Origin of the sequence: Banduia mediterranea (assembly GCF_031846245.1) — a bacterium.
Classification (GTDB): domain Bacteria; phylum Pseudomonadota; class Gammaproteobacteria; order Nevskiales; family Nevskiaceae; genus Banduia; species Banduia mediterranea.
In genome coordinates this window covers 111,926-134,007 of the sequence record NZ_JAVRIC010000003.1, presented here as the reverse complement: position 1 = coordinate 134,007, position 22,082 = coordinate 111,926, and the positions used below count along the sequence as shown (strand labels likewise).

Annotated in this window: 17 protein-coding genes, 2 tRNA genes and 1 pseudogene; 12 read left to right on the top strand and 8 right to left on the bottom strand. The window is 63.0% G+C overall.

Annotation, left to right across the window (positions count from 1 at the left end; all coding sequences use genetic code 11):
- Positions 1-138: 138 nt before the first annotated feature.
- From RM530_RS03280 to RM530_RS03230, 11 genes and pseudogenes are all read left to right on the top strand, one after another.
- Complete coding sequence (locus RM530_RS03280; protein WP_311363777.1) at positions 139-1,785, top strand: AMP-binding protein; 1,647 nt, start codon at positions 139-141, stop codon at positions 1,783-1,785.
- Positions 1,782-2,969 carry a CaiB/BaiF CoA transferase family protein gene (locus tag RM530_RS03275; RefSeq protein WP_311363776.1) on the top strand — a complete coding sequence of 396 codons (1,188 nt, stop codon included), beginning with the start codon at positions 1,782-1,784 and terminating at the stop codon, positions 2,967-2,969. The genes RM530_RS03280 and RM530_RS03275 overlap by 4 nt, the downstream gene beginning before the upstream one ends.
- Positions 2,969-3,454 carry an FAS1-like dehydratase domain-containing protein gene (locus RM530_RS03270; protein WP_311363775.1) on the top strand — a complete coding sequence of 162 codons (486 nt, stop codon included), beginning with the start codon at positions 2,969-2,971 and terminating at the stop codon, positions 3,452-3,454. The genes RM530_RS03275 and RM530_RS03270 overlap by 1 nt, the downstream gene beginning before the upstream one ends.
- Positions 3,451-3,843 carry a Rieske (2Fe-2S) protein gene (locus tag RM530_RS03265; RefSeq protein WP_311363774.1) on the top strand — a complete coding sequence of 131 codons (393 nt, stop codon included), beginning with the start codon at positions 3,451-3,453 and terminating at the stop codon, positions 3,841-3,843. The genes RM530_RS03270 and RM530_RS03265 overlap by 4 nt, the downstream gene beginning before the upstream one ends.
- A gap of 82 nt (positions 3,844-3,925) precedes the next feature.
- Positions 3,926-5,083 (top strand): acyl-CoA dehydrogenase family protein, encoded by a 1,158-nt coding sequence (locus RM530_RS03260; RefSeq protein WP_311363773.1) that lies wholly within the window; start codon positions 3,926-3,928, stop codon positions 5,081-5,083.
- A complete protein-coding gene (locus RM530_RS03255; protein ID WP_311363772.1) occupies positions 5,083-6,282 on the top strand; it encodes a CaiB/BaiF CoA transferase family protein in 1,200 nt (399 codons plus the stop codon). The genes RM530_RS03260 and RM530_RS03255 overlap by 1 nt, the downstream gene beginning before the upstream one ends.
- Before the next feature lie 43 nt (positions 6,283-6,325).
- Positions 6,326-7,690 (top strand): MmgE/PrpD family protein, encoded by a 1,365-nt coding sequence (locus RM530_RS03250; protein WP_349256157.1) that lies wholly within the window; start codon positions 6,326-6,328, stop codon positions 7,688-7,690.
- Positions 7,687-8,514 carry an HpcH/HpaI aldolase/citrate lyase family protein gene (locus RM530_RS03245; protein WP_311363770.1) on the top strand — a complete coding sequence of 276 codons (828 nt, stop codon included), beginning with the start codon at positions 7,687-7,689 and terminating at the stop codon, positions 8,512-8,514. The genes RM530_RS03250 and RM530_RS03245 overlap by 4 nt, the downstream gene beginning before the upstream one ends.
- The gene (locus RM530_RS03240) at positions 8,511-9,296 is read left to right on the top strand and encodes an enoyl-CoA hydratase/isomerase family protein (RefSeq protein WP_311363769.1); all 786 of its coding nucleotides are present in this window, start codon (positions 8,511-8,513) and stop codon (positions 9,294-9,296) included. The genes RM530_RS03245 and RM530_RS03240 overlap by 4 nt, the downstream gene beginning before the upstream one ends.
- 92 nt (positions 9,297-9,388) lie before the next feature.
- Entirely contained in the window at positions 9,389-10,543 is a 1,155-nt protein-coding gene (locus RM530_RS03235) for an OmpA family protein (RefSeq protein ID WP_311363768.1), read from the top strand.
- A gap of 358 nt (positions 10,544-10,901) precedes the next feature.
- Positions 10,902-11,836, top strand: a pseudogene (locus RM530_RS03230) (IS110 family RNA-guided transposase).
- Positions 11,837-11,984: 148 nt separating this feature from the next.
- On the opposite strand, the gene RM530_RS03225 reads toward RM530_RS03230, so the two are convergent.
- The 3 genes from RM530_RS03225 to RM530_RS03215 form a co-directional block, all read right to left on the bottom strand.
- The gene (locus tag RM530_RS03225) at positions 11,985-14,246 is read right to left on the bottom strand and encodes a polysaccharide biosynthesis tyrosine autokinase (RefSeq protein ID WP_311363767.1); all 2,262 of its coding nucleotides are present in this window, start codon (positions 14,244-14,246) and stop codon (positions 11,985-11,987) included.
- 122 nt (positions 14,247-14,368) lie between these two features.
- Positions 14,369-15,496 (bottom strand): polysaccharide biosynthesis/export family protein, encoded by a 1,128-nt coding sequence (locus RM530_RS03220; protein ID WP_311363851.1) that lies wholly within the window; start codon positions 15,494-15,496, stop codon positions 14,369-14,371.
- A gap of 343 nt (positions 15,497-15,839) precedes the next feature.
- On the bottom strand, positions 15,840-18,005 hold the full coding sequence (locus tag RM530_RS03215; RefSeq protein WP_311363766.1) for a YjbH domain-containing protein: 2,166 nt from the start codon (positions 18,003-18,005) through the stop codon (positions 15,840-15,842).
- A 279-nt stretch (positions 18,006-18,284) separates the two neighbouring features.
- On the opposite strand from RM530_RS03215, the gene RM530_RS03210 reads away from it, so the two are divergent.
- The gene (locus RM530_RS03210) at positions 18,285-18,542 is read left to right on the top strand and encodes a hypothetical protein (protein WP_311363765.1); all 258 of its coding nucleotides are present in this window, start codon (positions 18,285-18,287) and stop codon (positions 18,540-18,542) included.
- Between the two features lie 90 nt (positions 18,543-18,632).
- Here RM530_RS03210 and RM530_RS03205 read toward each other — a convergent pair whose 3' ends face one another.
- From RM530_RS03205 to fcl, 5 genes are all read right to left on the bottom strand, one after another.
- Complete coding sequence (locus RM530_RS03205) at positions 18,633-19,304, bottom strand: YjbF family lipoprotein (protein ID WP_311363764.1); 672 nt, start codon at positions 19,302-19,304, stop codon at positions 18,633-18,635.
- Between the two features lie 97 nt (positions 19,305-19,401).
- Positions 19,402-19,477, bottom strand: a tRNA-Glu gene (locus tag RM530_RS03200).
- A gap of 22 nt (positions 19,478-19,499) precedes the next feature.
- Positions 19,500-19,575, bottom strand: a tRNA-Ala gene (locus RM530_RS03195).
- A 110-nt stretch (positions 19,576-19,685) separates the two neighbouring features.
- On the bottom strand, positions 19,686-20,939 hold the full coding sequence (locus RM530_RS03190; RefSeq protein ID WP_311363763.1) for a glycosyltransferase WbuB: 1,254 nt from the start codon (positions 20,937-20,939) through the stop codon (positions 19,686-19,688).
- 126 nt (positions 20,940-21,065) lie between these two features.
- Positions 21,066-22,007 carry a GDP-L-fucose synthase gene (gene fcl, locus RM530_RS03185; RefSeq protein WP_311363762.1) on the bottom strand — a complete coding sequence of 314 codons (942 nt, stop codon included), beginning with the start codon at positions 22,005-22,007 and terminating at the stop codon, positions 21,066-21,068.
- Between the last annotated feature and the right edge of the window lie 75 nt (positions 22,008-22,082).

Sequence of the window (22,082 nt, the reverse complement as noted above, 5' to 3'; positions counted from 1 at the left end):
GTCGAAGCCTCTCCAGGCACTAGATGCTTGTAATTCTTACAAACGTTTGATAGGTTAGTCAACTAATTATGAAGCGGGCTGCCGAGCGGGTCATATCCATGGCACCGCCGTGCGAGGCCATTGCCGAGGAGACACACTATGACCGAGGATCTGGATCCGATCATCCGGCCGGCCCGCGCCCAGGCGCTCCGCGCCTCGGGCCTGTGGCGGGACACCCCGATGTTGCACTGGTTCGACGCGGCGGTCGCCGAAGACCCGCAGCGCACCGCGATCGTGGACGCCCGGGCCGGCGCCGACGAGCGCCGCGTCAGTTATGGCGATCTCGACCTGGCGAGTCGCCGAATCGCGGCCAACCTGGTGCGGATGGGCGTCCGGCGCGGCGATGTGGTCGCCTTCCAGCTACCGAACTGGTGGCAGTTCGCAGCGATGCATCTGGCCTGCCTGCGTTGCGGCGCCGCCAGCAATCCACTGATGCCGATCTTCCGTGAGCGCGAACTGGCCTACATGCTCGACGACGCGCGCGCCCGGGTCGCCGTCGTGCCCAAGGTGTTTCGCGGCTTCGACCATGCTGGCCTGCTGCGTTCGCTGCGGCCGCGGCTGCCGCATCTGCAGCATCTGGTCGTCATCGGCGAAGACGGTCCCGAAGGCTTCGAACAGGCGCTGCTGGCCGAATCTTCCGTGCCGGTTCCCGGGCAGGCGCCGGGGCCGGACGAGGTGGTTCAGGTGCTCTACACCTCGGGCACGACCGGCAGACCCAAGGGCGTGATGCACAGCTCCAACACGCTGATGGCCAACGTGCTGCCCTTCATCGAACGGCTCGGGCTGAGCGGCGCCGACCGCTTCTTCATGGGCTCGCCGCTGGCACACCAGACCGGCTTCCTCTACGGTCTGTGGGCGCCGATCGTGCTCAAGACCAGCGTCACCCTGCTCGACAGCTGGGACAAGAACCGGGCCTGGGCCGCAATCCAGAAGGATCGCACCACCTTCACCATGGGCGCCACGCCGTTTCTGGTCGATCTCACCGACGCCGAGAGCGCACCGCCACCCGCCGAGGTCGCGCTGCGCATGTTCGTTTGCGGCGGCGCGCCCATCCCGCGGGCCGTGGCCGAGCGCGGTGCCGAGCGCCTGCAGATCAAGATCGTCGCCGTCTACGGCATGACCGAGAACGGGGCCATGACGGTCACGCCTCCCGACGCCCCGGCCGAAAAAGTGTTCTCCTCCGACGGTCTGCCCCTGCCCGGCGCGCGCCTGCGCGTGGTCGACCCCGAAGACCGCGTGCTGCCCACGGGCGCCGAAGGTCGGCTCCAGATCCATTCGCCGTCCAACTTCCTGGGCTATCTGCGGCGACCCCAGGACTACGGCATGGACGACGATGACTGGTTCGACTCGGGCGATCTGGCCGTGCTCGATGCGGACGGCTACGTGCGGATCACCGGGCGCAGCAAGGACATCATCATTCGCGGCGGCGAGAACATTCCGGTCGCCGAAGTCGAGGAACTGCTGTACCGGCACCCCGCCGTCGCCGACGCGGCGGTCGTCGCCATGCCGCACCCGCGGCTCGGCGAAACCGGTTGCTGCTTCGTCACCCTCAGGCCCGGCGAGCATTTCGACCTGCCCGCACTGCGCGACTATCTGGAGGCGCGCGGCGTTGCACGCAACTACTGGCCGGAGCGCGTCGAATTCGCCGATGCTCTGCCGCGCACGGCCAGCGGCAAGATCCAGAAGTTCGTGCTCCGGGAGCGCGCCAGGAGCCTGGCCGAGCAGAACGGTTCGGCCGCGCAATGAGCGGCCCCCTCGACGGTGTGCGCGTTCTGGATCTAAGCACCGTCCTGATGGGGCCCTATTGCACACAGATCCTGGCCGAGTACGGCGCCGACGTCGTCAAGATCGAGCCACCGGGGGGTGACGGCACCCGCCATATCGGACCGATGCGCTCAGCCGGCATGGGCGCGATCTTCCTGCATGCCAACCGGGGCAAGCGCAGCGTGGTGCTGGATCTCAAGCAACCGCGTGCCCGGGCAGCGCTGCTGCGCCTGGCGGCGCGCGCCGATGTGATGGTCTATAACCAGCGCCCTCAAGCCATGGACCGGCTGGGGCTGGGCTACGATGCGGTGCGGGCCGCCAGCCCCGCGATCATCTATGCCGGCCTGTTCGGGTTCGGGCGCGGCGGCCCCTACGCGCGGCGGCCGGCCTACGATGACCTGATCCAGGGCGCAGTCGGCGTACCGGCCCTGTTCCAGCGCGCCGGCAACGCCGAGCCGCGCTACGTCCCCATCACGCTCTGCGACCGCACGGTGGCGCTGTCGGCGGTCGGCGCGATTCTCGCCGCGCTCTATCACCGACAACGCAGCGGCGAGGGGCAGGCGATCGACGTCCCGATGTTCGAAACCATGGCGGGCCTGGTCATGGGCGATCACCTGGGCGGCCGCAGCTTCGTACCGCCCCTGGGCGCCACCGGCTACGCGCGCCTGCTCGCGCATGCGCGCCGGCCCTATCAGACCGCCGACGGCTATCTCTGCGCCCTGATCTATTCCGACAAGCAGTGGCAGAGCTTCTGCGGCCTGATCGGCTGCCCCGAGCTGTTCACCCGCGATGAGCGGCTGCGCGACCTGGGCACGCGCAGCCGCCACATCGACGAACTGTATGGCTGGGTCGCGGACACGATGCACACGCGCACGAGCGGCGCATGGATGGAGCTGCTGGAGCAGGCCGACATCCCCTGCATGCCCATGCACACGCCCGAGAGCCTGCTGGAAGATCCTCACCTGCGGGCGATCGGCTTCTTCGGCGAGATCGAGCACCCCAGCGAAGGCCGGATCGTGTCGATGGCCATTCCCAGCCGCTGGTCGGCGACGACACCCGACGCGCCGCGCCCGGCGCCGCGGCTGGGCGAGCACACCCTGGCCGTGCTTGCGGAGGCGGGCATCTCGCCGGAATCCGGACCCGGCGCCGGAACGGGGCAGCCCTAATGAGGACCATCGGCATCGGCCTGCATTTCGAGGATCTACCCGTCGGCGAGCGCTTCCGGACCTGCGCACGGACCCTCACCGAGGCCGACCTCGTCGCCTTCATCGGTTTCAGCTGGCTGACCGAGGAGGTCTTCACCAATCTCGAACATCGCCAGGGGATGGCCCTGCCGCCGCGCGTAGTGCCCGGCGCGATGGTGTACGCGGTCGCCGAGGGCCTGCTGACGCCGGCCATGCAGGGGACAGGATTAGCCTTCCTGCACGCCGCGCTCGATGTGCGCGCCCCCGCCTGCGTCGGCGACACGCTGCACGTCGAAGCACAAGTCATCGAGTCGCGGCTCACGTCCAAGGGGGACCGCGGCCTGGTGCGCACCGAAAACCGCGTGCTCAATCAGCGTGGCGAAACGATACTGATCTACACCCCTCTGCGCCTGCTGCGCCGGCGCGGGACCGCCGTCCAACCCCAAGGCCAGGAGCCGCCCACATGAGCAAGATTTCGGTTGCTGCAGCCCATGAACTGGGCGAAGGCCAGACGCGAGCCTGCAAGGCCGCGGGACAGGCCCTGCTGCTCGCCCGCGTGGAGGACCGCGTCTACACCGTCGAGAACCGCTGCCCGCATCTGGGCATGCCGCTGACGCGCGGCCCGCTGGAAGGCAAGGCGATCAAATGTCCCTGGCACGGGTCGCGTCTCGATGTGTGCACGGGACAGAACCTCGGCTGGGTCGACTCCTTCGCCGGCGTGCCGATGCCGCGCTGGTCGCACACTCTGCTGTCGGCGGGACGCAAGCCGCGCGAGCTTGCGCACTTTCGTCGCCTCCGAAGGGGACGGACGGATTTACGTGGAACTGCCGGACCGGCAATGAGCAAGCGATTCTAACGTCCGTTAGACTATACTTGATAGTCTGGAGCCTGCGGGGAGCCCGCCGGCCCCGGCGGCCCACCACCATCGAACACCATTCATGCCGACCCGCGAAGATCACCTGGAGATCCGAGAAGCCCTGCGCGACCTGTGCAGCCGCTTTCCCGACGAGTATTTCCGCCGAATCGACGAAGAACGTGGCTACCCGGAGGCCTTCATCAAGGCTCTGACCGACGCCGGCTGGCTGTCCGTGATGATTCCGGAGGAGTACGGTGGCTCGGGCCTGGGCCTCGCGGAAGCGTCCGTGGTGATGGAGGAAATCAACCGCTGCGGCGGCAACGCCGGTGCCTGCCACGGCCAGATGTACAACATGGGCACGCTGCTGCGCCACGGCTCCGAGGCGCAGCAGCAGAAATACCTGCCGAAGATCGCCACGGGCGAATGGCGCCTGCAGTCGATGGCGGTGACCGAGCCCACCACGGGCACCGACACCACCAAGCTCAGGACCACCGCAGTCAAGAAGGGCGACCGCTACGTGGTCAACGGCCAGAAAGTGTGGATCTCGCGCCTGCGGCACACGGAGCTGATGATCCTGCTGGCGCGCACCACGCCGGCCGACCAGGTGCGGCGTAAGTCCGAGGGCATGTCGATCTTCATGGTTCACCTGGACCAGGCGCTGGGCAAGGGCATGGAGATCCGCGCCATCCCCAATATGGTCAATCACGAAACCAGCCAGGTGTTCTTCGACAACCTGGAGATTCCCGAGGAGAACCTGATCGGCGAGGAAGGCAGGGGCTTCAAGTACATCCTCGACGGACTCAACGCCGAGCGCACCCTGATCGCCGCCGAGTGCATCGGCGACGGCTACTGGTTTGTCGACCGCGCCAGCCGCTACGCCAATGACCGCGTGGTATTCGACCGTCCCATCGGCCAGAACCAGGGCGTGCAGTTCCCGATCGCCGAGTCCTACATCGAGGTGGAAGCGGCCAACCTGATGCGCTGGCGCGCCTGCGATTTGTTCGACGCGCGCCAACCCTGTGGCGCCGAGGCCAACATGGCCAAGCACTTGGCGGCCAAGGCCTCGTTCGAGGCGGCCAACGTCTGCCTGCAGACTCACGGCGGCTTCGGCTTTGCCGCCGAGTACGACGTCGAGCGCAAGTTCCGCGAGACGCGGCTGTACCAGGTGGCGCCGATCTCCACCAACCTGATCTTGTCGTACATCGCCGAACACGTGCTCGGCCTGCCGAGGTCGTTCTGATGCTGCCGCTGGAAGGTCTGCTGGTGGTCTCGCTGGAGCACGCAATCGCCGCGCCGCTGGCGACACGCCATCTTGCCGACCTGGGCGCGCGGGTGATCAAGATCGAGCGCCCCGAGGGCGGCGACTTCGCCCGCGCCTACGACCAGCGCGCGCGCGGCCTGGCTTCGCACTTCGCCTGGTGCAACCGCAGCAAGGAGAGCCTGACGCTTGACGTCAAGCATCCGTCGGCGCACGCCGCACTGATGAAGCTCGTGGCCAAGGCCGATGTGCTCGTGCAGAACCTCGCGCCGGGCGCCGCCGCGCGCCTGGGGCTGTCCTACGAAGTGCTGTCCGAACATCATCCGCGCATCATCGTTTGTGACATTTCCGGGTATGGCGACTCAGGCCCGTGCCTCGAAAAAAAGGCCTACGACCTACTGATCCAGGCCGAGTCGGGGTTCCTGTCGATCACCGGTCCTGCCGAGGCGCCGGCCAAGGCCGGCAACTCCATCGCCGATATCTCGGCCGGCATGTATGCCTACAGCAACATCCTGGCAGCGCTGCTGGAGCGCGCGCGGACCGGGCGCGGTCGACGCATCGACATCTCGCTGCTCGAATCGATGACCGAGTGGATGGGCTACCCGCTGTACTTCGGCATGGACGGCGCCAGCCCGCCGCCGCGCACCGGCGCCGCGCATGCCACGATCTACCCGTACGGGCCGTTCCGCACCGGCGACGGCAGCAGTGTACTGCTCGGCGTGCAGAACGACCGCGAGTGGAAAGTCTTTGCGCGCCAGGTGCTGCGGCGCCCGGAGCTGGCGGATGATCCGCGCTTTGCCGGCAATGCAAAGCGCGTCGCGCACCGAGCCGAGATCGACGCCGTGGCCGCCGAAGCCTTTGCCGGCATCGGCGGCGCCGAACTGATCCGCCGGCTCGACGAGGCCGGCATCGCCAACGGCCGCATCAACGACGTGCACGATGTCTGGGCCCATCCCCAGCTCGCCGCGCGCGGACGCTGGGCGAGCGTGGCGATACCCGGCGGCGATCTCCCCGCGCTGATTCCGCCGGGCCGCCGCGACACCGGCGACGTCCGCCTCGATCCGGTGCCGGCGCTGGGCGAGCACAGCCGCGCGATCCTTGCAGAGCTCGGCTATGGCGAGGCCGAAAGCGCAGCGCTGGCTGCGGCCCATGCCACATCCTTCGCAAGTCCCCAGTCCTGACGGCACCTTGCACCGACCACTTTCCCGACCGCGCCATAGTGACATGACCACAACCGCTTCCAACGATTTCGGCGCCGCACTGGCGAGCTTTGCAGCAACGCTAACGTGCGAGCACATTCCTGATCCCGTGCTGCGCCGCGCCGAGGACCTGTTCCTGGACTGGTTCGCCTGCACACTCGCTGGTCGCACGGGCGAGCCGATCCGCATCCTGGAGGGCTGGGTCGAGCGCCATGCCAGATCCGGCGATGCCGAGCTGCTGACCTCACGTCGGCGCGTTGATGCCCTGTTTGCGGCGATGCTGAACTCTGCTGCCTCGCACATGGTCGAGCAGGACGATGTCCACAATGGCTCGGTCTTTCACGCGGCGGCTGTGGTGTTCGGACCGGCGCTGGCACTGGCGCAAGCGCGCAATGCCAGCGGCGCGCAGCTGCTCGAAGCCATCGTCGCCGGCTACGAGGTCGGCGTGCGCGTCGGCGAGTACCTGGGGCGGGCGCATTACAAGCGCTTCCACACTACCGCCACCGCCGGCTGCCTGGCCGCGGCGGCCGCTACCGGCCGCCTGCTGAACCTCGATCCCGAACGCATGCTGTGGGCCTTTGGCAGCGCCGCGACGCAGGCCGGCGGCATCTGGGAATACCTGCGCGAAGGCGCGCATTCCAAGCAGCTGCACTGCGCGCACGCCGCGGCTGCCGGCATCACCGCCGCGGAACTGGCGGCCGACGGCTTCACCGGCGCGACCCGCGCGCTCGAGGGCGCGGGCGGCATGGGCGCGGCCATGTCCGAGCACGCCGATCCAGCCAGGCTCGTCGACGGTCTGGGCAGCCGCTGGACGCTGGCCGAGTCCTCTTTCAAATTCCATGCGTCCTGCCGCCACACCCATCCGGCCGGGGATGCCCTGCTGGCGCTGATGCAGCGCGAGCGGCTTACGCACGAAGACATCGCCGATGTCCTCTGCGGCGTGCACCAGAGTGCGCTGGATGTCCTCAGCCCGATCGTCGAACCGAAGTCCGTCCACCAGTCCAAGTTCTCCATGGGCACCGTGCTCGGCCTGCTGGCGGTGTACGGGCGCGCGCAATTGCCGGACTTCGAGCAGCATTACCTGGAGCCGCGGGTGGTCGCGTTGCGCAACAAGGTGCGCATGCAGCTCGATCCGGAGGTCGACGCAGCCTACCCGGCACGCTGGATCGGCAAGGTCTGGGTCAGGACCGTCGACGGCCGCAGCCTCGAGGCGCGCATGGACGAGCCCAAGGGCGACCCCGGCAACACGCTCAGCCGCGCCGAACTGGAAGACAAGGCGCAGCGGCTGGCTGTCTTTGCCGACGGCGCCAGTCCCGCGGAGATGCGCTCGGTGATCGCCCGGGCGTGGAATCTGCAGCACGAGACCACGGTTCGGGACTGGTTGTCATGAGCGCGCCGCGCAGCTACCTGTTCGTGCCGGGCAACCAGCCAGAGCGCATCGCCAAGGCCCTGGCCAGCGGTGCCGATGCCGTGATCGTGGATCTCGAGGATGCGGTGCCTCCCGGGGACAAGGACAGCGCGCGCGCCTGCGTGGCCGCTGCGCTGCCTGCCGCGCGGCCAGTGTTGTTGCGCATCAACGGCGCGCTGACCCCGTGGTTCGAAGCGGACCGTGCATTGTGCTCGGCACCCGGCATCGCAGGGATCGTGCTGCCCAAGGCTGAATCAGCGGCGACCATCCGCGAACTCCACGCCGACAACGGCCGTCCGGTGCTGCCGACTGTCGAAAGCGCGAAGGGGCTTGCCGAGGTGTACACCCTGGCAGGCACTCCCGGGACGCTGCGGCTAATCTTCGGCAGCCTGGATCTGCGCCTGGATCTGGGCATTCCCGGTGATGAGCCGGTGCTCGACCCCTACCGCCTGCAGCTGGTGCTCGCATCCAGGTTGGCCGGCCTGCCGCCGCCCGTGGACGGCGTGACCACTGACTTCGCCGATCCCGCAGTAGCGGAGGCCGACGCCCGCCGCTCAGCCGCGCTGGGCTTCACCGGCAAACTGTGTATCCATCCGCGGCAGATCGGGCCGGTGCACCGAGGCCTTGCCCCGTCGCCAGCCGAGATCACCTGGGCACAGCGAGTCACGGCCGCAGATGCCGCCGCCGCGGGACAGGCCGTCGCCCTCGGCGGCCAGATGGTCGACCGGCCCGTGGTCGACCGCGCCCATGCCATTCTGGCTCGCGCCGCTTCCCGGCCCGACGAAGAAGCCCGGAGACCCACATGAACCCGCCGCTGCTCTTTGTCGTCGCCGATGGCGTCGGCGAAATCGTGCTCAACCGGCCGGAAGCCGGTAACGCCTTTACCGTGGCGATGCTCGACGCCTGGGTACAGGCACTGGAGCGCTGCATCGCGGAGGACGCCGTGCGCGCGGTCCTGCTGCGCGGGAACGGCCGCCACTTCTGCGCCGGTGGCGACCTGCAGGACATGAAACGCGAGCTGGACGGCGCGCCGTCGATCCACAAGGACAAACTCTGGTCCGGCGTCCACCGGATCCCGCGGCTCATGCAGCGTCTTGACAAGCCGGTGGTCGCAGCAATGCAGGGCGCGGCCACCGGCGCCGGTCTGGACATGGCGCTGCAGTGCGACCTGCGGATCGGCGCCGAAGACGCGCGCGTGGCCGCCAGCTATATCCGCATCGGCCTGGTGCCCGGAGACGGCGGCGCTTGGCTGCTTCCGCGCCTGATCGGTCTGCCTCGAGCCCTGGAGATGCTGCTGACCGGCGATTTCGTGGACGCTCAGCGCGCGCTGGCCATGGGCTTGTTCAACCGCATCGTGCCGGCTGCCGCGCTGGAGGATGAGGCACGGGCGCTGGCGCGGCGGCTGGCCGCGGGCCCGGCCACAGCGATGCGGCTGACCAAGCGCGCGGCCTACCAAGGGCAAGGCATGGATTTTCTGAGCCATCTGGACCAGATTTCCTCGCATTTCGTGCTCGCAGCCAAGAGTCCCGAGCACCGCGAGGGGATCACCGCCATTCTCGAGAAGCGCTCGCCGCGCTTCGTGCCGTGAACCGCACGCACCAAGAGCCAGAGCGCCATAGCCGACAGTCAGAGAGCAATTGGGTTGTTGTCGACATGCATGGCCAAACAAGGAGGAGACTCATGAATCGCAAGAGGCAGTTGATCGCATGGATGGCGGGACTGATGGGCGGAGCGCTGCTCGGCCCGTCGGCGGTGGTGCAGGCCGGCGACGAAACCGCAGCGGAGGCCATCCACAACCGTTTCTACATATCACCGATGGCGTCCTATGTACTCGCCGACCAAGATCGCGGTACTGACGATGCCGTGGGAGGTACGCTGGTCGTCGGCAAGATGTTCCGCTCCCAGTTCGGCATCGAGCTGGAAGCCAACTATGCCGGCTACGACTCGGAGTCCGGCGGCGACGACGCCACGGTGGTCGGCGGCGGCCTGCGCGGCATCCTGTTTCCCACCTCGGGCAGCGTCTACGGTCTGCTGGGTCTGGGCTACGGACGCTTCGAGGATCATCCTGGTGCCGACCCGGAATACGACTCGGCGCTCCTGACCCTGGGCCTGGGCTACCTGCTGGGGCCTTTTGATTTTGTCGCCAGCGGCATCTCCGTGCGCGCGGAGGCCGCCTTGCGCACCGATATCCATGGCCGCGACCAGACAGCAGACAGCATCAACAACGCCCTCAACGAGGGCTTGTTCAACCTGGGCCTGCTCATTCCGCTGGGCGCGGGCCCGCAGCCGCCGAAGCCCGAACCCGAACCAGTGGTTGTCGTGCCGCCGGTAGCGGTCGCCGATTCCGACGGCGATGGCGTCAACGATCCGTCCGACCAGTGCCCCGGCACCCCGGCAGGAACAGAGGTCGACCCCCAAGGTTGCCCGCTGCCCCCGCCCGCGTGCACGCCCTACGGTGAGGGTTCCGAGATGGAGCTGGCCGGCTGCCTGCCTGGCGACACCATCGTGCTGCAAGGCGTCACGTTCGAGTTCGACAGCGCGATCCTGACCCCCAATGCAAGGACCATCCTCAACCGCGTCGTCGGCGCCCTGACGGATGCTCCGCAGATTCGGGTCGAGGTTGCCGGTCATACCGATGCCCGCGGCGCAGACGCCTACAACCTCGAGCTTTCCGACCAACGTGCACAAAGCGTCGTCGACTACCTGACCGGAAAGGGCGTCGCCGCGGACCGGCTCGAAGCCCGGGGTTACGGAGAATCGAATTCCGTGGCCGACAACCAGACCGAGGAAGGCCGCGAGCTCAACCGCCGCGTCGAACTCAAAATCATCGACTAAGCTAGTGTCCGTCCGGAAGCGCCGATTTCAGCTGCATTCCTGCGGTCACCTGCAGCGACTTGATGAGTTTTACCGGACTCGGGGCGACCGGTAGGCGCGGGGCTTGACGATGGGCCGATTTCGCCTGCTACCTCCGCGTGGGCACGCTGCGCTTTGCCCACCCTTGAGTATTCTGTTGTTGAAGTTGAGGTAGCGGTACAGCTGGAGAGCCCGTCCCACCCTAGGCCCCTGAGGCCGTGTCGTAGCACAAGGAGCCTCCAGCTGCTTTTTTCCGAAAACCCGTATGGTTGGTAGGACCTCATGAAAGTCCGAACGTTTTTCAAGGAGGGGTCATGGAAAATTTGAATGCTACAACACCGTGATCGGGATTGATGTCAGCGCCCGACGATTGGACTGGCATCGTCTGCCGCAGGGTCTCCACGGCTCGCATCCGAATACCGCTCAAGGCATTGCAGCCTTGATTGGGGAGCTGACGCGCGATCCCATGGATATCGTCGTGGTTGAGGCCACGGGCGGCCTGCAGCGCGCTGTGGTCACGGCCTTGGCCGCCGTCAGGATTCCCGTGGTGGTGATCAATCCGCGGCAAGTGCGGGATTTCGCACGGGCTTCGGGCCAATTGGCCAAGACCGATCGTCTCGATGCGGCCGTGCTGGCGCAGTTCGGTCTGCGCATGCAACCGCAGCTTCGCAAATTGCCTGATGAGGCGGCGCAGGAATTGGCCGACCAGCTGGCTCGGCGTGACCAACTCATCGAGATGCGCGTGGCCGAAAAGAATCGCCGACACCGCGCCAGCGCTGCGATGAAACGCTCGCTCGATCGCCATCTGGCCTTTCTCGATCAAGCCATCAAATCGTTGGATCAAGACCTCGACGATACGCTGCGCGGATCGCCGATGTGGGCCGAAAAGGTGGAGCTGCTTCAAGGCGTTCAGGGCGTCGGTCCGCAAACGGTACGGCGCCTGCTGATCGAACTGCCCGAACTGGGAGCCCTGGATCGTCATGGCATTGCCAAATTGGTGGGTCTGGCGCCCTTGAATCGCGATTCGGGCACCCTGCGCGGCAAGCGGGCCATCTGGGGTGGACGCCAAAACGTCCGAAATACCCTGTATAGGCGGCTCCGTCCGCTAGCCGCTTCAATCCACCTCTCAAAGCCTGCTTCGACGGCTTGGTCCAGCGCGGCAAACCTTTCAAGGTCGCCTTGGTCGCAGTCGCCCGAAAACTGCTCGTCATCCTCAACGCCATGCTCCGCGATCGCAGCACTTGGAACCCCAATATCGCGCAAACTCGCTCTTGACAGAACATGGTTGCTACGGTTCGCTGGCTACGATTCACTGGCCGATACCATCGGAAAACGCGGGCATGCGACGATTGCAGGCTGCGTAAAGGCCGCAGGCCGTGCCCACCCACCGCCGATCGCTGGCCTCGGCACGCCGCACCAGGCTTCACGTCTTGGTCGAGTAATACTCGTAGTAGGCATAGCCGCCGTAGCCGTATCCGTACCCGTACTTGCCGCCGCTGCGGCCCACCTGATTGAACAAGGTGCCCTTGAGCGCGACGCCGCTGTTCTGCAGGCGCCGCACACACTCTTCGATCATGCGCATCGGGTGCTCGCCGGCCTTGAGCACCAGCAATGAGCAGCCGGAAAGCCGTCCGATCACTGCCGCATCGGTCACCGCCAGCACCGGCGGTGTGTCGATCAGCACATGATCGTAGTCGGCGGAAAGCTGCTTCAACAGTTCGGAGAACTGCTCGCTCAATAACAACTCCGCCGGGTTCGGCGGCGTGGTTCCGGTGGAAATGAATTTGAGATTCTCCACCACGGTGTCGCGTGTGATGTCCGCCAGGGTCGAATCGCCCACGATAAAATCGGACAACCCCGGACTGCGCCCGGAAGCAACGTATTCGTGGAGGTGCCCTCGGCGCATGTCCGCGTCCACCACCATCACGCGCTGCCCGGCAGCGGCCAATACCGCCCCCAGGTTGATGGAAACGAAGGATTTGCCCAGGCCCGGCGACGGGCCGGTGAGCATGATGACGTTGTTGTCCGCTTCCATCAGGGCAAAGTGCAAGGCCGTGCGCAGGCTGCGCAAGGCCTCGATGGCCACGTCGTTCGGCTGCACATGCGCCAGGATCTGGCCTTGCGCCTTGCCCTTGCTCACCAGGCGCTGGATCCGCATCTGCTGTTCGGCAAAAGGAATGGAGGCATAGGTCGGCAGCGCCAGCGCCTGCTCCACCTCCGCGGGATCTTCCACGCCCGAATGCAGCGCCCGCCGGATGAAGATCAACACCACGCCGAGGAAGCCACCCAGCACAATGGACACTGCAAGGATCAAGGCCTTCTTCGGCTTGGACGGGTCGCTGGCGGGCTCCGCATAATCAATGATGCGAACATTGCCAACCGTACCGGCCTTGGCCAGCTGCAACTCCTGCGAGTTATTCAGCAAGGCAGTGTACAGCGTGGTGTTCACATCCACGTCCCGCTTCAAGCGCAGCAGCGCCTGCTGGGTTTCCGGCAGTTGCTTGATGCGGCCTTCCAATGCCTTCTGTTCGCTGCGAATCTGCGCAAGCTGTCCATCGATCGCCTGAACGGCCGGATGCTGCGGTGTGAATCGCTGCAGCGCCTGCTCACGCTGCTGTTCAAGCCCAACGCGTGTAGTCTCCAACTCTACCACCTGCTGCAGCACCAACTCCGTTTCCTTGGTCAAATCCGCGGACCCTTCCTCCAATCGGTATTGATTCAACGCGGACTCGGAGGCATCCAACTGCTTGCGCAGCCGCGGCAGTTCGGTTTCAAGAAAGGCGAGAGTCTGGGCGGCTTCCGCGGACTTGCGCTCCACATTCTGGCGCTGGTACACGGTGATCAGCGCATTCACCGTATCGGTAATGCGCTCGCGATGGGCGCCTTCCAGCTGAACCAACAGAATCCCGCTGTCCTTGCCCTTCTCGGTCACGCTCAAACGCTCCGACAGAGCGTTTACAATATCCAGCCGCCGGTATTTCGTGATTTCGAACCGCGTATGCGGCCGCGCAACGATATCGGTCACGAATATCCGCACATCGTCGCCCGCGGTGGAAGGTGCGCCGGCGGACAATGTCCCCAGCTGACCGGCAAGCAGTCGTTCTCCGTCGTCGTCGAACAGTTCGTAACGCCCCTCACCGAGATAGCTCAGCACCAGCGTCCGGTCGAGCAAATCGCTGGGCACATGAATCGAACCAATTTCGATGCTTTCCCCGCCCCAAGCGAAGCCCTCGATTCCCAGGAATGGATCGGCTAGCGGCCTGTCCTCATCCGGCTCGAAACGGCGTGCCAAGGCATTCCCGATCAAGGGGAAATACTTCGGCTCCGCGCGGATGTCCAGCGCCAGCTGATCCACGACCTTGCCGACCACCATCCGGCTTTTCACGATTTCAATTTCGGCCGTCACCGGCGTAGCCGATGACAGCATTTCCGCCATGTCACCCAGCGCGGAATCCAGGCTGTTCTCTTCCAGTTCCACCTGAACCAGAGCGTCTGCGTCATAGATTGGGGTGGCCACAAAGCAATAGGCCAGTGCCAGTACAAAGGCGATCAATACCGATGTGATCAGCGTCAAACGTCCGGCCAGAAGAACGCCTACAAGTTCGCGCAGGTCGATCTCGTCATCGGCATCGAAGCTGCCCACCGGGGCTGGCGCGCTTCCGGCAGGCGTAGCGTGATTGGACATCAAAAAAGATCCTTATGAGGTTCGTTAACCGCGGAACCGGCGGGTTTGCTCAATCTATGAAACCGGGGAAGGAAGAGTTCTACAGCGGGCGTACGCATTTGCCTGTTTTTCATCGGACTAAGCTAATTTGTCAGCTGGTCGAGCTGATAGATCGTGGTAATCGTCGGCAATATCTGACTGATCACGCCATTGTACTTCGCGAAGTCTGTCGCCTTCACATACACAACATCCCGTGTCTGGAGTTCAAACTCACCGGCCAGCAGTAGTCCAAGTGGGTTAGACATGTCCAGTGTGAAAACCGTCGGCAACTCCCCCGCGCTGGCCGGGCGGCGGAAGACCAGTACGCCCCCGTCATTGGACCGCAACTTGTCGAGCCCGCCTGCGCTGGTCAAGGCTTCCGTGAGACTCATCGACTGCTGGGACAAGTACACCGGCTGCTGCTGCGAAACCTCGCCCAGCACGAAAACCTGATCCGCATTCCGATCCGGAACGTGCAGGATATCGCCCGCCATCAGAACCGGATTGGCAACCGGATGCTCTCCGGACGTCAGGCCAGCCAGGTTCACGGAATAGGAACGACCATCGCGAATCAGCGTCACACGACGGCGACTTGCCTCCGGAGCCAGGCCGCCACGCTCGCCGATTGCCTCCAGCACTCCTTTAGGCGTGTCGTCGAGCGTGACCAAGCCCGGCTCGTTGACTTCGCCCGTCACCTGCACGCGCTTGGCACGGAAGCTGAGAACACGTACATCCACTTGCGGTGAAGCGATCACACGCGAGAGATTCTGGGTAATGTACTCGCGCAGTTGCTCGGTGGTCTTTCCGGCCGCGACGAACTCCCCAACGTATGGATAAAAAATTCTGCCGTCCGATGACACAAGTCGACCGGACAAATCAGGTTGCGAATTAAGCTGTCCAGCGGGTGTCGTCAGCTCCGGATGATCCCAGACCGTGACGTAGAGAATATCCCCTGGCCCCACTTGATACTCCGGCGGCACCGCCGCCGGCGTCACGCTGTCGAGCTCCGTCACCAACGGTTTCGAACGTTCGGTGGCGCTCAGAGCCTTCAGAGTCTCCGGCGTAATCGCCACCACACGATAGCCAGCCGCTTCGTCCGCCCGCATCACGCGATAGGTGTCCGCCTGGTCTCCCGGCACCACCTCATACTCGCTGGAAAGGCCCCAAGACTTTTCAGAGATGTTCAGTCCCGGCAAGACGGAACAGCCGGACAGCAAAGCTGCGGCCAGCACCAATATGGCTGACTGTCGCGCACATATGATCATCGAATAAACCCCGTTAAACGCGCCTGCATTGTTTCACCACTCCATGACTCGCACAGACATGCACCGATCGATGGCAGCGGGCTGATTGACGGCAAGAATAAGAGCCACGGCCGCCCGCTTGGTTCGAATGAGGAATTGACGCGAATTCGCGCCACATACCGCGGACACACTCCCCCCGTTGCCCGCCAATGGCGATCGACACCGCCCGAAAAACGACAAAAGGATATCCGATGTTCGCGCGCCTCAACGAATGCACCGTCAACCTTGCCTACCCCTTTCAGAAAGCATCCGCAAAGCACCGGCGCCACGATCATTTCATGACCTGTGGCCAACCATCCGCGAAATCGTAAAAACTATTATCACCGGTTTCGCCGTACAAACTGCGACCATCGTCCACCTTTTGACCACCATCGCGTGTCAGCGGCCGGAAGAAGAAGGTCGTCGTGCGCTTGACCGACCGTGGGAAAAACATGTCCAGAGGCATGGTGATGTAGAAGCCCTTGTCGAAGCTGCCTTCGCCGAATTCCTCGGCAGACACATCGGTTTTGGTTGCGAAGACGCCAACGCGCGCGCCCGACGAAAACTCCCTGGATACATCCAGCGTCGCCCCGTAATCGCCCGCCAGATAACGCCCGACGCTGGTGATCACCCGCATCTTCATAGGCCGGTATTGATAATACAATGTGGCATGTCCGGTAGTGACCTCGTAGTCCCGGAACGCAAGCCGCTGGTCGTAATCGCGCTGCCGCACCCGGTTGATGTTCACGCCCGCCGCCCAGGGCTGCCCGAACGGGCGATAAAGAACCTCTGCCGCCACACCGCCATACATTTCCTCGAAGATGCCGGCAGAGACGCGGCCATACCACTGCGCCGCGATCGGCCAGATGTAGTTGGCCTCCAAGCGCACCAGATTGTTCTTGCCTTCCTGCAGATAGTCCTTGACGTCACTGCGAACGTGCGGCAGCTCGCTGTCGGATACGCGTTCCAGATCGTCAAAATTATTGAAGATATTGAAGCCGACCCCGCCATTGATTGACAAGCGATCCGTCAGCTCCCATTCGCCCGTCACGCTCCACCACAGCTGACCGTAGTAGAACCCATTCGGATCACCCACGTTCTGACGCACCTTGGGCCCCATTCCCCAATCGAAGTTCGGGTACGGAACAAAGTCGTCATAGTCGGCATTGCGCGGTGATACAGACGGCGGCTCAAGGTGGCTGGCATCCGAAAGCTCATTCACGCCGATCTCGGCATTCGCCGCCGCCCGTATCGCGGCGCGCTCCATGGTGATTCGATATTCCTCTATCGAATCATTCGAAGCGACCAGGGTGAATGACTGATAACCCTGCGGCGCCAAGCTCGCGGCAGAACGCGCAACGCGCCCTGCCGCCTGCGCAGGATTGCGGAACCGCCCCTGCCGAAACCAGATCGTCGCCTGGCCCCGCGTCCGCTGAAAGTCGACGGCCACCAATGTGAACGCCTGCCGCGCCAAAGCCTGACGCAGGTCTTCAACGAACTGCGCCTCCGCTTCGGCTGCGCCTGTTTCACCTGCTCCATCCGTTTGCGTCACATAACGCTGGGGGCTCACCGGCGTGGGTGGCGGATCGAACACCTTGTCCGGTCCATGCTCCTGTTCCAGATTGGTCGCCAAAGCCCAATGGAAGGTCACCTGGTCGCCGCGCTCATACGAAAGGCCCAGGTCCATCGAAGCCAGGCGATAGCTCACACCCAGGTTGACCGGAAAGTGAACCTCCAAATCGTTGCCGAACGGTTCGCTCTTGTAGTCATTACCTTCCCGCTCAATCGTAATGGCATACGGAGCACCTTCCGGCTGCCAGCGAACGCCACCGAACAAGGCAGTATCTCGACCAGTAAACAGTCTCGACAACGAAAACGATCCGGGCGTGCCCGGCTCGTCAGTGGGTCGCGGCTCCTTGAAGCGGCTCAACACCTCACCCAGTGGATTGCCAAACTTACCTCGAGATCCGAGCCGCCCCCACCCTAATCCCAACGAGAAATCGAAGTCGCCCCAGCGCTTGGAGGCAACCAGATACTCGCCCGAAAGCAAACCGGTTCCGCCGATGTCCTGAAACCCCAGAGCCACCTCCGGCATCAACCCGTCTTCCCGACTCAAGCGGAACTTGAAGTCGAAGCTTTTATCCAGATAGTCCTCATCGGGATTGCTCCCATAAGGTTGGTTGTTGAACTCCGAATAACGAAACGTGGCCTCCATCCAGTCATACGGCTGTGCAGACATGAAAATGAAGTCGTACGGCAGAGCACGTGAATAGCCCATGCGCAGCTCGCCTTCCCCAGCCAACCTGGCCGTGGGCGTTTGCATCAGACCGATGTTGCCAAAGTCATTCGTAAACTGCGGGGGCTGCGGCCAAACAACCGTGGCGGGCCACAGGACAAGCACGGCTGCGCCAGCCCATGCCCTGGGACCACTGAAAGCCAGCCTGATCACGTTGACCACGAAGATTATGGACGCGCCCGAGAAAGACCCCCGAACCCGATGCCTCTGGGGGAGGTCTTGAATTTGAGGAAAGAGCGGCAGCCCGCCGCTCCCGGTCTGCCACCTTGAATACCGGAAGGGAAGATACCGAAATCAATCAAACAATTACAACTGTGACGCGGAGCTCACCGCTTGTCCAAGCCCACTGGACAAAGCCGCCGCAGGTCCATTATGCTACGCCTAGATTTGTCAACAATGCTGGTGTCCGCGCCGGCTCTTTATTAGAAACGGAGTCTTCCAATGAAAAAGCTGATCGCTCTCGCCGTAACTGCCCTCGGCTTCATGTCCGCAGGCTCCGCCTTCGCGCAAGGCACTGGGGATGGCGGCACCGTTGCTACCGGCGGTGGCGCAGCCGGTTCAACCTCGACAGCGATCACAACCACAGTTGGCGTCGTGACCGCTGGCATCATTGGTGTCACCGTCGAATCCGCAACGAATGACGACGAGGCAACTCCGGGCACCGGCGGCACTGGCTCCGGCAGCACTGGCTCGAACTAAGCTTCAGATCATAAAAAGGGGCCGCTTTTGCGGCCCCTTTTTATGATCCACTCAATTTCGAGGAACCCGCTCAACGACTCCCGGCCACCGTCATCCCGGCCGCTTCAGGACATCGAACTGTATCGAAGGAAGGCCGGGGGCCACTTCCTGCCGGCTGCGCCACACATAAGGCCGCTTCGTTGAAATCCAGTATTCATTTCGGACGGTGGATTGCCCATCCGAACACACTTCAGTGAAGGGCCGCGCACTTAGCGTCAAATCAACGATCTCAATCTCAGTTGCCCCACCCACCTCAGTCAGATTGCAACTAAGTGCGTAGGTTTGGGGCGGCTCGACGCCAGCAATGGTGACGGTGACAGGGTAAGAAGAGCCCGACTGCGGCATTTTCCCCGCTTCAAGAGCACGGGAAAGGGGCGTCGATGAACGAGTGGCCTTGAAGCCAGGCGATAGCCCGGAAAGCTCGACCACCTGTCCATAGTCCATACGGATCGCCACGCCATCAGCGGACGACCAAGTCTCCGCGCCTTGATCCAAGGCCGTCAACACGAAAATGCTGGGCGGATACTTCGGCAAACGGACCCCGAGCTGCGCATACGTAAACGCCTCAATTTCCGGACGCGTGCGCGGATATTGAGCGGCAGCGTAATTGCCCAGCCCCATACCACGCGCCGCCAGCCGCAAGCTGGAATCATCGCTAAGGCATCCAGCACAGGAAAAGGCCGCCACAAATGCCAAAGAAGAAGAGAAAAGCCGCAAGATCATCCCGCCTTAACGCTCTGGAATTCGAAGTGTGTCATATCAACCACCGACAAGAGCTGTAAAGCAAAAAAGGCCGCCTACACGGCGGCCTTTCGCATCTTGGCGTCCCCACGGGGATTCGAACCCCGGTACCCACCGTGAAAGGGTGGTGTCCTAGGCCTCTAGACGATGGGGACGGACTAGGAAAATCGATAAATCTGGTGGAGCCAGCCGGGATCGAACCGGCGACCTCTTGCATGCCATGCAAGCGCTCTCCCAGCTGAGCTATGGCCCCGAAAAGGGACGCGAAGTTTACTGTCGGTTCGTCATCTACGCAACACGTTTCGCAATCAATCTCTCAACAGGTAAACAGGCATAGTGCGCGATACGGCCAACATCGGGCTCTTAGGGCCCTGTGACTCGCCGCCGCTGCCTGCCATCTATAGCCAACGTTGCAAGTTCTTCCACAAACCGCCCAAGCACCGCCTCTCGGCCTAATGCGTCTTCTGCGTACTGCCGCGCGCAACGACCGAGTTCGGCTCTACGAACAGAGTCCGACGCCAGCTCCGTTAGCGCCGCCGAGAAGCGCTCAACGTCGCCCGGAGGCACGACCACGCCTCTCCCAGAAACCGCCTTAGCAAGCTCCGTTGATTCCACAGCCGTAGCCAACACGGCCCTACCGCTGGCGAGCATGCCAGTAAGCTTGGATGGCATAACCAGATCTGCTGCGTCTGCTCTCTGGGGCAACAAATGGATGTCAGCAAGACCAAGCAGATCGTTGAAACGGTCCATAGACTGCAGCGGCAAGAACTGGACATTGCTTAAGCCAGCACACTGACGCTCCAGCGCGGACCTGCCGGATCCGCCACCGCAGAATACAAACCTAATATCCGAACGACCGGACAACCGGCGAGCAGTATCTCCAAGAATCTCTAAGCCCTGCTTCTCCCCCATGTTTCCCGAATAAAGTGCCACGACGCTCTCAGCGGGGATCCCGAGTTCTCTGCGATACGGGCTGAATCCTTCAAGTGGGCGAACCGCCGCGGTGTCAACCCAATTTGGGAAAAGCGTCAGCTTGGATGGCGCCACACCCTTCTTCGCCGCACGCTCCAACATTCGGTTAGAAATTGTCGAGACGCGGTCGAATCGACGTAGCAACATCCTCTCCATTACCAATACGATACGCTGAAGCGTGGCGCCACGCAGTAGCCCTAGCCCGAACGCGGCGTCAATTTCGAAGTCTTGAATGTGAATCCACGAAGCGGCTCCACTAAGCTTGGCCACGACAGCGGCTATGGGCGCGGTCAGCAAGGATGGCTCGACCGTCCAGACGACATCCGGTTTCCAGAACACCTGCCTTAAAGCAATTGGCAAGCTGGATACAGCAAAGCTCGCTAAGTGTACCAAACGTTTGCCCCCCCCCGGATTCACCGGCACCCACAGCGGACAACGGTACACAGCGCAACCCAGTTCGTTGCCCATATAATACCTGCGCGATGTATGGGGCAGCGGAACCACCCACTCTGGATAGTACGGTGGCGCTGTAACCACCCGAACGTCGTGCCCAGCAGACACTAAAGCCTGAACCATCTCGCCCGTGTATTTTCCGACGCCTGTCAGCTCGGGAAAGAAATTAAGCCCATAAACGAGAATGCGCATTAGGAGCAGGGAACTATACTAGCGTGCGCCACGCGCACCGGAAAGCGATAAACTTCGGGAACGAACGTACTGTGCCAGCCGCCTCCCCGACTCCCAGTTGCGAAAAAGCCCGAAATCACTGTCATCCTAGTCACGCATCTGGCCCACGTTCTCAAGGAACCATTGATACGTCATCCGTATACCTGCTTCCAAAGTTATGCTTGGCTTCCAACCCAGCGCCGCCAAGCGACTCACATCCATCAGTTTCCGGGGTGTTCCATCCGGCTTGCTGAGATCCTGAGTAATCTTGCCACTGTAACCCACCGCAACCTTTATCGCTTCCGCAAGATCCCGGATGGCCACATCGCTACCCACCCCCACGTTGATAAACTCTTCGCCCGTGTATTTTTCCATAAGAAAAACAGCAGCAGCTCCCAAATCGTCGACATGCAAAAACTCGCGTCGCGGAGTACCGGTGCCCCACATAATTACTTCCTTTGCACCGCCCAACTTTGCCTCATGAAATTTCCGGATCAAAGCCGGCATTACATGAGAATTTTCTAGATTAAAGTTATCGCCAGGACCGTAAAGATTCGTAGGCATTAACGATATCGCATCAAAACCGTATTGGCGACGATAAGCTTGGCACATCTTGATACCCGCAATCTTGGCGACGGCGTACCACTCGTTCGTCGGCTCCAAGGGGCCGGTCAACAGGCAGTGCTCGGACATCGGCTGCGGCGCGAGCTTGGGATAGATGCACGAAGATCCAAGGAACAACAATTTACTCACACCGTTCTTCCATGCCGAATGGATAACATTGGTCTGAATTGCGAGATTATCGCGAATGAACTCAGCTGGGTAGGCGTTGTTGGCATGAATGCCTCCGACCTTGGCTGCGGCGAGAAACACGTAGCCCGGCTTCTCATCAGAAAAAAAACGCTCAACCGCAGCCTGGTCAGTCAAATCCAGTTGGGTGTGCGTCCGCCATACTATGTTGTCATAACCCCGGCATCGCAGGGCACGCACGACCGCACTACCGGCAAGGCCGCCGTGGCCTGCAACGTAAATCGTCGAATTTTTATTCATTCCTTTCGAATTCCATCATTATGAGTTCCAACGCAAATCCCTCTCCACGATAAACATCCATACTCCAATGGTGTC